This is a genomic window from Aeromicrobium sp. CnD17-E, assembly GCF_024124745.1.
Classification (GTDB): Bacteria; Actinomycetota; Actinomycetes; order Propionibacteriales; family Nocardioidaceae; genus Aeromicrobium.
In genome coordinates this window covers 1-10,047 of record NZ_JAMXRU010000108.1, presented here as the reverse complement: position 1 = coordinate 10,047, position 10,047 = coordinate 1, and the positions used below count along the sequence as shown (strand labels likewise).

At 73.7% G+C, this 10,047-nt stretch carries 11 protein-coding genes; 7 read left to right on the top strand and 4 right to left on the bottom strand.

The features are described from left to right. Window positions 1-606, bottom strand: a 606-nt coding sequence (locus tag NH339_RS15440; RefSeq protein WP_253026918.1) for an amidase, incomplete at its 3' end; no start/stop codon positions are given. A 25-nt stretch (window positions 607-631) separates the two neighbouring features. Here NH339_RS15440 and NH339_RS15435 point away from each other — a divergent pair. After that, window positions 632-1,153: a 2'-5' RNA ligase family protein gene (locus NH339_RS15435; protein WP_253026916.1), complete on the top strand. Its 522-nt coding sequence runs from the start codon at window positions 632-634 to the stop codon at window positions 1,151-1,153. 31 nt (window positions 1,154-1,184) lie between these two features. Beyond that, on the top strand, window positions 1,185-2,066 hold the full coding sequence (locus tag NH339_RS15430) for a rhodanese-related sulfurtransferase (protein ID WP_253026914.1): 882 nt from the start codon (window positions 1,185-1,187) through the stop codon (window positions 2,064-2,066). A 3-nt stretch (window positions 2,067-2,069) separates the two neighbouring features. On the opposite strand, the gene NH339_RS15425 is transcribed toward NH339_RS15430, so the two are convergent. Together NH339_RS15425 and NH339_RS15420 are read right to left on the bottom strand one after the other, a co-directional pair. Beyond that, a complete protein-coding gene (locus NH339_RS15425) occupies window positions 2,070-2,696 on the bottom strand; it encodes a hypothetical protein (protein WP_253026912.1) in 627 nt (208 codons plus the stop codon). Between the two features lie 46 nt (window positions 2,697-2,742). After that, window positions 2,743-3,273 carry a hypothetical protein gene (locus NH339_RS15420; RefSeq protein WP_253026910.1) on the bottom strand — a complete coding sequence of 177 codons (531 nt, stop codon included), beginning with the start codon at window positions 3,271-3,273 and terminating at the stop codon, window positions 2,743-2,745. A gap of 47 nt (window positions 3,274-3,320) precedes the next feature. On the opposite strand from NH339_RS15420, the gene NH339_RS15415 reads away from it, so the two are divergent. Genes NH339_RS15415 through NH339_RS15395 form a run of 5 tightly spaced genes read left to right on the top strand, consistent with a single transcriptional unit; the run spans window position 3,321 to window position 8,884 of the window. After that, entirely contained in the window at window positions 3,321-3,881 is a 561-nt protein-coding gene (locus NH339_RS15415; RefSeq protein ID WP_253026908.1) for a TIGR03086 family metal-binding protein, read from the top strand. Window positions 3,882-3,941: 60 nt separating this feature from the next. Next, window positions 3,942-4,328: a DUF6157 family protein gene (locus NH339_RS15410; RefSeq protein WP_253026906.1), complete on the top strand. Its 387-nt coding sequence runs from the start codon at window positions 3,942-3,944 to the stop codon at window positions 4,326-4,328. 60 nt (window positions 4,329-4,388) lie between these two features. Further along, complete coding sequence (locus tag NH339_RS15405; protein ID WP_253026904.1) at window positions 4,389-5,405, top strand: aldo/keto reductase; 1,017 nt, start codon at window positions 4,389-4,391, stop codon at window positions 5,403-5,405. After that, window positions 5,398-6,825 carry a sigma 54-interacting transcriptional regulator gene (locus NH339_RS15400; RefSeq protein WP_253026902.1) on the top strand — a complete coding sequence of 476 codons (1,428 nt, stop codon included), beginning with the start codon at window positions 5,398-5,400 and terminating at the stop codon, window positions 6,823-6,825. The genes NH339_RS15405 and NH339_RS15400 overlap by 8 nt, the downstream gene beginning before the upstream one ends. Before the next feature lie 4 nt (window positions 6,826-6,829). Continuing rightward, window positions 6,830-8,884, top strand: a complete 2,055-nt coding sequence (locus tag NH339_RS15395; protein WP_253026900.1) for a VWA domain-containing protein — start codon at window positions 6,830-6,832, stop codon at window positions 8,882-8,884. Window positions 8,885-8,994: 110 nt separating this feature from the next. Here NH339_RS15395 and NH339_RS15390 read toward each other — a convergent pair. Beyond that, window positions 8,995-10,047: ABC transporter permease (locus tag NH339_RS15390; protein WP_253026898.1), on the bottom strand; the 1,053-nt coding region annotated here is incomplete at its 5' end.

Genomic DNA, 10,047 nt, shown 5'->3' with positions numbered 1-10,047 from the left:
GCTCACCCGCCCGCGGCTCGGCTTGAAGCCGAACACGCCGCAGCAGCTCGACGGGATGCGGATCGACCCGCCGCCGTCGCTGCCCTGCGCGAGCGGCACGAGCCCCGCGGCCACGGCGGCAGCGGCGCCACCGGACGACCCGCCCGCCGTCCGGGACGGGTCCCAGGGCGTGCGGGCCGGGCCCACGACGTCGTTGTCGGTGTACGACGACAGCCCCATCTCGGGCGTGTTGGTCTTGCCCAGGCTCACGAACCCCGCCAGCTGCACGAGCGTCACGACGTGCGCGTCGACGTCGGGCACGTGGTCGGCCATGAGCCGCGACCCGAGCGTGGTGCGCACGCCCGCGGTCGGGGTCAGGTCCTTGAACGCCGTGGGCACGCCGAGGAACGGCGGCAGGTCGCGGGCCGACGTCGAGCGTCGGCGGGCGTCGGCGGCGTGCGCGGCCTCCAGTGCGGCGTCCGCGGTGACCGTCACGAACGCGCCGAGCGTCGCGTCGTGCTGCTCGACGCGGGCGAGATGGTGCTCGACCAGCTCGACCGAGGTGGTCTCCCCGGTCGCCATCGCCTCGGCCATCGCGTGGGCGTCGAGCTCGTGCAGCGCGGTCACCGCTCCAGCGTGCCACGCTGGGCCCGTGCTGCAGTCCGTGGAGGCCCTGCTCGACCCGGTGCTCGACGCGAGCGTCCGGGAGGAGTGGGCGCGGCTCCTCGCGGCGGGGCTCCCCAGCCAGGCCCGGCACACGGGTGCCTCGAACGCCCCGCACGTCACGCTCGCCGTCGCCGAGCGGATCGGTGCCGACGCCGACGCCCGGCTCGCCGGCGCGGTGCCGGCCGACCTCCCGACCCTGCGGCTCGGTGGACTGCTCGTCCTCCCCGGACGCCCCGGCCGGTGCGTCCTGGCCCGTTCGGTCGTGGTGTCCGCCGGGCTGCTCGACCTGCACGCGTGGGTGCTCGACGTGGTCGGCGACGAGCCCGGCGTGCTCGGGCACGTGCGTCCCGACGCCTGGACGCCGCACGTCACGCTCGCGCAGCGGCTCGACGTCGGCCTGCTGCCCGCGGCGCTGTCCGCGCTGGCCGACGTCGAGCGCGAGCGCGAGGGTCGCGTCGCCGGCGTGCGTCGCTGGGACCCCGAGGCGCAGGAGACCTGGCTGCTCTGACCCGCGTGGCCCGTCAGGGACAATCGTCGACGTGGCCGTGCCGAAGGTGATCCTGTTCTACGTCTTCACCCCCGTGCCCGACCCCGACGCGATCCGTGTGTGGCAGCTGAGCCTCGCCGGATCGCTGGGGCTGCGCGGTCGGGTCATCGTGTCGTCCCACGGCATCAACGCGACCCTCGGTGGCGACCTCGACGCCCTCAAGCGCTACGTCCGGGGCCTGCGCGAGTACGCGCCGTTCCGCGGCGCCGACGTGAAGTGGTCGGCGGGGCGCGCGCTCGACGACGGCGTCACGACGGCGCTGTTCCCGCGACTCTCGGTCAAGGTGCGCGAGGAGGTCGTCACGTTCGGCGCCGCCGACGAGCTGGCCGTCGACCCGCACGGCGTGGTCGGCGGCGGCGAGCACCTCAGCCCCGAGGCGCTGCACGCGCTGGTCGAGGCGGAGGACGTCGTCTTCTTCGACGGTCGCAACCGCATCGAGTCCGAGGTCGGCCGCTTCGCCGGCGCGGTGCGTCCCGACGTCGAGACCACGCGCGAGTTCGTCGAGCTGCTCGACTCCGGCGCCTACGACGACCTGAAGGACCGGCCCGTGGTCACGTACTGCACGGGCGGCATCCGCTGCGAGGTGCTCACCCCGCTCATGCGCAGCCGCGGGTTCCGGCGCGTGTACCAGCTCGACGGCGGCATCCACCGCTACGGCGAGGCCTTCGGCGACACCGGGCTCTGGGAGGGGTCGATGTACGTCTTCGACGCCCGCACGACGGTCGAGTTCAGCCCCGACGCGAAGGTCGTGGGTCGCTGCGACACGTGCGGCACGCCGAGCCGCGACGTCGTCGACTGCGCCGACCCGGCGTGCGTGCGGCAGATGGTGCGCTGCCCTGCGTGCACGGCCGGGTCGGCCGTCTGCGGTCGCTGAGCGTCAGGCCCAGGACCAGCTGGCGAGGATCGACTGGTCGACGGCGTCGCGGTCGGCCTCCGACAGGTCCTTGTTGTGGGAGAACGTGATCACGTAGCCCTTGCCGTCGACGGCGAGCGTGTACTGCTCGACGCGGTACTCGTTGCCGTTGAGGTTGAACACCGCGGTGGAGTGCACGGCCTCCTGGCCGTCGATGGTGAGCGGGTCGCGCACCTCGACGTCCTGGGCGTCCGCGTTCTCCAGCACCTTGACGAGCGCGTCCTCGAGCTGCTTGCCCTTGACGTTGACGATCGTCGGGTCGGAGACGACGTTGACGTTGTCGGCGAAGCCGTCCTTGTCGGTCACGTCGATGGCGAGGCTCAGGGCGGCACCCGCCCCGCCCTTGTTCTCCTTCCAGCCCTCGGGCACGGAGTAGCTGAACCCGTCGGCCTCGATGCGCTCGCCGTCGGCCGGCTTCGCGGTGGGAGCGGGGGCGGACGACTCGCTGCCGTCGGCCGAGGAGCTGGCCGAGGAGGACGAGGAGCCCGAGGAGTCGGAGTCGGAGTCGTTGCCGCCGCAGGCGGTCAGGACGACGGTGGCGGTGGCGGCGACGAGGAGGGCGCGCACGGGGGCGCGGTCGAGGAGGCGCATGACGGCCAACCTAGTCGTCCGTCCAGGACCATGCTCGGTGAGGTGGTCAGCCGAGCTCGCCGCCGTCCCAGTCGGGGTTCGCGAGGTTGCGCTGCATCGCGATGTTGAGGTCGCTCACGACGAGTGCGACCTGGCGGGCCACGACGTCGCTCACCCGTCGCTGCAGGCTCTCGGTCGGCTCCGGGTGCACCTCGTCGACCCGCACCTCGAGCAGGTGACCGTCGGGCGCGGCGGCACCCTCGCGCACCACCAGCAGGTCGACGACGTCGGCCCCGCCGAGCGCCGGCCACACGGTGACCCGCAGCCCGAGCCGCGCCGCGCTCGACGTCCGCGACTGCACGACCACGCGCACCGACACGGCACCGGCCGCCGGTCGGCGGTACCCGGCAGGCGGGCTGAGCCGCAGGACCGGGTCGGTGTCGACGTCGATGGCGAACTCGTGCAGCAGGGGCCTGCCGATCTGTCGCTCCGCCGTGGTGACCAGGAGGTCGCGCAGCCGGCGCGCGCAGTCGTCCAGCTCGGCGTAGCCCAGCCCGGCGCGCCCGGCCAGCAACGGGTCGACGTCGTCGGGGCTCATGGCCGCAGTATGGCCACGACCCCGGCCGCGGTCTAGCGTGGGCCGCCATGAGCACACCGGCCACCGACCACCGGCACGTCGCCGCCGGGTTCACCGCCGTCGCCGACGGGGTGGCCGACTGGGACGCGCCCGCGCCGGTCGAGGGCTGGACCGCCCGCGACGTCGTCGTGCACCTGGTCACCTGGCTGCCGGCGTTCCTGTCCGCCGGCGGCGTCGCGCTCGGCACGGCCGACCCGCGACCGGCCGACCCCGCCGAGGCCTGGCGCGACCACGCGGACGCGGTGCAGGCGCTCCTCGACGCCCCCGACGCGGACCGATCCTTCACCCACCCGCACGTCGGCACGCACCCGCTCGACCAGGCCGTCGCGCAGTTCTACACGGCCGACGTCTTCATGCACACGTGGGACCTCGCCCGCGCCAGCGGCCAGGACGTCCAGCTCGACCCCGACCGCTGCGCCGCGATGCTCGCCGGCATGCAGCCGATCGAGGACCTGCTGCGTGGCTCCGGCCAGTACGGCCCGGCCGTTCCCGTGCCCGACGACGCGTCCGTGCAGGACCGGTTCGTCGGATTCATAGGACGCGACCCCGCCTGGGCCCCTCGCGCCTGAGGGTGGATTCCCGTCGGTGGGCGGGTGCACGATGAGTGCAGCGAGACCCCGGGAGGCCCCGTGCACACCACGAACAACCACGACACCTTCACGTCGGTGGCGCCCGACTGCCCCGCGACGTCGGCGGAGGTGCCCCCCGAGCGGGCCACGCCGAGCGTCGCGCGGCTGCAGTACGACCTCCTGGCCGACGCGCCCTACCGGTACACGTCCGACGACGTCGTCTACCTCTCCCAGGGCGAGCGTCGCGGCATCGACCGCGACACCTTCTTCTCCAAGGGCCAGCCGTGCCTGCGCGCCTCGCCCCTCGTCAAGCGGTACGGCTGGGGCGTCCACCACGACGCCCAGGGCCGGGTCGCCCTCGTGCCCGTGGAGTCGGCGGAGTACGCCGCGCTGCGCGCCGACCCCGCCCTCCAGCAGCGCGAGGGCATGCGGTCGTCGCGGGCCTGACGTGCCGCCCGCCGGTCGTCCCGACGTGCAACCTTGCCGCGCAGGAGTTGACTGGTACCCATGACCACGACGCACACCACGCTCGGCACCACCGCGCCGCTCGACGTCTCGCCGCTGGGGCTCGGCTGCATGGGCATGAGCGAGTTCTACGGCACCCGCGACGAGTCCGAGGCCACGCGCACCATCCACCGCGCGCTCGACCTCGGCGTCACCTTCCTCGACACGGCCGACATGTACGGCCCCTTCACCAACGAGCAGCTCGTCGGCTCGGCGATCGCCTCCAGCAGCCAGGGTCGCGACGCCGTGCAGCTGGCCACCAAGTTCGGCAACGAGCGGCTGCCCGACGGCACCCGCCTCGGCGTCAACGGCAAGCCCGAGTACGTGCGCTCCGCGTGCGACGCGTCGCTGCAGCGTCTCGGCGTCGACCACATCGACCTCTACTACCAGCACCGCGTCGACAAGACCGTCCCCATCGAGGAGACCGTCGGCGCGATGGCCGAGCTCGTGCAGGCCGGCAAGGTGCGTCACCTCGGCCTCTCGGAGGCCTCCGCCGAGACCATCCGGCGCGCGCACGCGGTCCACCCGATCACCGCGCTGCAGACCGAGTACTCCCTCTTCACGCGTCACCTCGAGGACGAGATCTGGGGCGTCCTCAGCGAGCTCGGCATCGGTCTCGTGCCCTACTCGCCGCTCGGTCGAGGTCTGCTGACCGGCGCCATCACCGCCGAGACCGACCTCGAGGAGTCCGACTCCCGGACCACCGCCTACTTCCCGCGCTTCCAGGGCGAGGCGCTGCAGTCGAACCTGCAGCTGGTCGCCAAGGTGCGCGAGATCGCCGAACGGCTCGGCTGCACGTCCGGCCAGCTCGCGCTCGCCTGGGTGCTCAGCCGCTCCGGCCGCGACGGCGTTGGCGTCGCGCCGATCCCCGGCACCAAGCGGGTGGCCTACCTCGAGGAGAACCACGGCGCCCTGGAGGTCGAGCTGACGTCCGACGTCGTCGAGGACCTCGAGACGGCCGTGCCCCGCGACGCCGTCCGCGGCGACCGCTACGGCGACCTGTCGAGCATCGATGCCTGAGGACACCATGTCTGGACCGACGCCACGCCCGACCATCGACACCGTCGGCGCCCTGCGCGCCAGCGGCCACGTGCACAAACCGTTGCGCACCGAGATCCGCGACAACCTGCTCGCCGCGCTCGCGGAAGGCCGCGACCCGTGGCCCGGGCTGCACGGCTTCGAGGACACCGTGGTCCCGCAGCTCGAGCGCGCGCTCATCGCCGGCCACGACGTCGTGCTCCTCGGCGAGCGCGGCCAGGGCAAGACCCGCCTGCTGCGCACCATGGTGGGACTGCTCGACGAGTGGACCCCGGTCATCGACGGCTCCGAGCTCGGCGAGCACCCGTACGCTCCGATCACCGTGGCCAGCATCCGGCGCGCCGAGGAGCTCGGCGACGACCTGCCGGTCCGGTGGCGCCACCGCGACGAGCGCTACGCCGAGAAGCTGGCCACGCCCGACACGAGCGTCGCCGACCTCATCGGCGACGTCGACCCGATGAAGGTGGCCGAGGGACGCAGCCTCGGCGACCCCGAGACGATCCACTTCGGGCTCATCCCGCGCAGCCACGGCGGCATCGTCGCCATCAACGAGCTGCCCGACCTCGCCGAGCGCATCCAGGTCGCGATGCTCAACGTGATGGAGGAGCGCGACATCCAGATCCGCGGGTACGTGCTGCGGCTCCCGCTCGACGTGCTCGTCGTCGCCAGCGCCAACCCCGAGGACTACACCAACCGCGGACGCATCATCACGCCGCTGAAGGACCGGTTCGGCGCCGAGATCCGCACCCACTACCCGACGCAGCTCGTCGACGAGATCGCCGTCATCCGCCAGGAGGCCGACCTCGTCGCGACGGTGCCCGACCAGCTGATCGAGGTCCTCGCCCGCTTCACGCGTGCGCTGCGCGAGTCGTCGGCGGTCGACCAGCGGTCGGGCGTCAGCGCGCGCTTCGCGATCGCCGGTGCCGAGACCATCGCCGCCGCCGCGCTGCACCGGGCCACCCGCCAGGGCGAGCCCCACGCCGTCGCGCGGCCGGTCGACCTCGAGACCGCCGTCGACGTGCTGGGCGGCAAGATCGAGTTCGAGTCCGGCGAGGAGGGCCGCGAGGACCTCGTCCTCGACCACCTGCTGCGCACCGCCACCGCCGAGACGGTGCGCGGGCTGTTCACGGGCATCGACTTCGGGGTGCTGGTGGAGGCGCTCGAGGGCGGGTCCCTCGTGGCCACCGGCGAGCAGGTCAGCGCGCGCGACTTCCTCGCCGGGCTCCCCCAGCTCGGCGAGTCCGACGTCTACGACCAGGTGTGCGAGCGGGTCGGCGCGGGCATCGAGGGCGGGGTCGACGACGGCGAGCGGGCCAGTGCCGTCGAGCTGGCCCTCGAGGGCCTGTTCCTGGCCCGGCGGATCAGCAAGGACTCCGCCGGCGGCGAGACGGTCTACGGGTGAGCTCGTGAGTCGCCAGAACCGTCGCCTGAGCCGTGCCTCCCGGTACGGCGCGTACGTCGACGGGCCGGACCCGCTGGCCCCGCCCGTCGACGTGCGGGAGGCGCTCGACGCCATCGGCGAGGACGTCATGGCCGGCTACTCGCCCGACCACGCGCTGCAGGAGTTCCTGCGGCGTGGCGGTGCCGACCAGCGCGGTCTCGACGACCTCGCCCGACGGGTGGCCGAGAGGCGTCGCGAGCTGGTCGGTCAGCACGCCCTCGACGGCACGCTGCGCGAGGTGCGCGAGCTGCTCGACCGCGCGCTCCTCGAGGAGCGCAAGCAGCTCGCCCGCGACGTCGAGCTCGATGACGGCGACCGCGCCCTCGCCGAGCTGACCCTCGACAACGTGTCCCCGTCGCCCGCCGCCGCCGTGCGCGACCTGAACGGTTACCACTGGCAGTCCTCGCAGGCACGCGAGGACTTCGAGCGCATCAAGGACCTGCTCGGTCGCGAGATGCTCGACCAACGCTTCGCGGGCATGAAGGACGCGCTCGAGAACGCCACCGACGCCGACCGCGCGGCCGTCAACGAGATGCTCGACGACCTCAACGGGCTGCTCGAGAAGCGCCAGCAGGGCGTCGACACGCAGACCGACTTCGACGACTTCATGGCCAAGCACGGCCAGCACTTCCCCGAGCGTCCGGAGAACCTCGACGAGCTGCTCGACGCCCTGGCGCAGCGGTCGGCCGCGGCGCAGCGGATGATGAACTCGATGACGCCCGAGCAGCGTCGCGAGCTGATGCAGCTGTCGAACCAGGCGTTCGGCTCGCCGCAGCTCACCGAGGCGCTCGACCGGCTCGACGGCCACCTGCAGGCGCTGCGGCCCGGCGAGGACTGGGGCGGCTCGACGCCCATGGACGGCGACCAGGGCCTCGGGCTCGGCGACGGTACGGGCGTGTTCCAGGACCTCGCCGACCTCGACGCGCTCGCCGAGCAGCTCGCCCAGTCGCACCGGGGTTCCACGCTCGACGACGTCGACCTCGAGGCGTTGTCGCGCCAGCTCGGCGACGAGGCCGGCGTCGACCTGCGCACCCTGAAGGAGCTCGAGAAGGCCCTGCGCGACTCCGGCGTCATGGAGCGCGGTACCGACGGTCGGCTGCGCCTGACGCCCAAGGCGATGCGACAGCTCGGCAAGGCGCTGCTGCGCGACGTGGCCAGCGCCATCTCCGGCCGTCGCGGCCAGCGCGAGACGCGCGCGTCGGGCGCCGCGGGGGAGCGGTCCGGCGGCACCCGCGCCTGGGAGTTCGGCGACACGGAGCCGTGGGACGTCACCCGCACGGTCACCAACGCCGTCGTCCGCGCGGTCGGCGAGGGCGGGTCGCCCGCGTCGATGGCCCGCGACGGCGTGCGGCTGCAGATCGGCGACGTCGAGGTGCAGGAGACGGAGGAGCGCACCCAGGCGTGCGTGGCGCTGCTCGTCGACACGTCGTTCTCCATGGCGATGGACGGCCGGTGGGTGCCGATGAAGCGCACCGCCCTCGCGCTGCACACGCTCGTCAGCACCCGCTTCCGCGGCGACGCGCTCGAGCTGATCGCCTTCGGCCGGCACGCCGAGACGATGGAGATCGAACAGCTCACCGCGCTCGACGCCCAGTACGCCAAGGGCACCAACCTGCACCATGCGCTGCTGCTCGCCAACCGGCACTTCCGCAAGCACCCCAACGCCCAGCCGGTGCTGCTCATCGTCACCGACGGCGAGCCGACGTCGCACCTGGAGTCCTCGGGCGAGGTGTACTTCAGCTACCCGCCCCACCCCGTGACCATCGCGCTGTCGGTGCGCGAGCTGGAGGCGTCGATGCGCCTCGGCGCCCGCACGACGTTCTTCCGCCTGGGCGACGACCCGGGGCTCGCCCGCTTCATCGACCAGATGGCACGCCAGGTCGACGGCTCGGTGGTCGCGCCGGAGCTCGACGACCTCGGCGTCGCCGTCGTCGAGTCCTACCTGGGCACCCGCCGCGGTGGCGGCAGCGGCCTCGGAGACGACGGCGGCTGGTCCTCCCGCGGCTGGTGGGCCGGCTGACCCGCCCTGACCGCCCCCTCCCCGCCCCCTCCCCGCTGAGTGTGACGTTTGCGGCCCGAAAACCCCGGGACAGGGCCCGAAACGTCACGCTCAGGGGGTCGGGGGCTCACTCAGTCGAGGACGAGACCCTCGGCAGGAGCGACCTTCGCGGCCCGGTGGGCGGGCACGACGCAGGCCAGCAGCCCGGCCAGGGCGGCGATGCCGACCACGGCGGCCAGCTCGCCCCACGGCGTCACGAGCGGGACGTCCTGCACCGCGGCCGTCACGACCGAGACGGTGCCGACCCACCCGAACGCGACGCCCACCACGGTGCCGAGCACGGCAGCCACCAGCGCGAGCAGCAGTCCCTCGGCCGCGAGCATGCGACGCAGCTCCCCGCGGGTGAGGCCGAGCGCCCGCAGCAGCGCGTGCTCCCGACCGCGCTCGAGCACGGAGAGCCCCACCGTGTTCGCGATGCCGACGAGCGCGATCGCCACCGAGATCCCCAGCAGCCCGAGCACCGCCCAGGTGAGCACGTCGAGCTGCTTCTCGATCGACGCGCGGCTGTCCAGCGTGCTCGAGACGCCCAGGTCGAGCTCCCGCGCCACCGCACCGACCTCGCCCGCGAGGCGCACCCTGTCGGCGTCGTCGTCGGCGCGGACCCACACGGCCTGCGGCGTCGCGCCACCCCCGAGGGCCTCGACGACCCCCGGTCCGGCCACCACGGCCGAGCCCCACTCGCTCCCGACGACCCGCGTGGCCACCTCGACGCTGCGTCCGTCGCGGGTGAGCCGCAGCCGCTCGGGGACCCCGTCGGCCATCGTCGTCGCGACCGCGCCAGGGATGAACAGCGTGCGGCGTGGCGCCTCGACGGTGGACGGGTCGCGGGTCAGCTCCCGCGCTGCGCCGCCCGGGACCAGCACCGGCACGACGCCCGCGCCCGGCAGCTCGGCTCGCACCCCAGGCACGAGGCTCGCCCGGTCGACGCCGTCGAGCCGGTCGACCCGGTCGAGCGCGTCGTCGGGCAGGGCCGAGGAGCCGGTGAGCGCGACGTCGACGGGGTACTGCACCTTCAGCTCGTCGTCGAGGGCGCCGCGAGCGCTCGCCATGCCGGTCAGCACGGCCGTCGCGAGCGTGACGCCGACGAGCAGCGACGCCGTGGTCGCGGCACTGCGGCGCGGGTT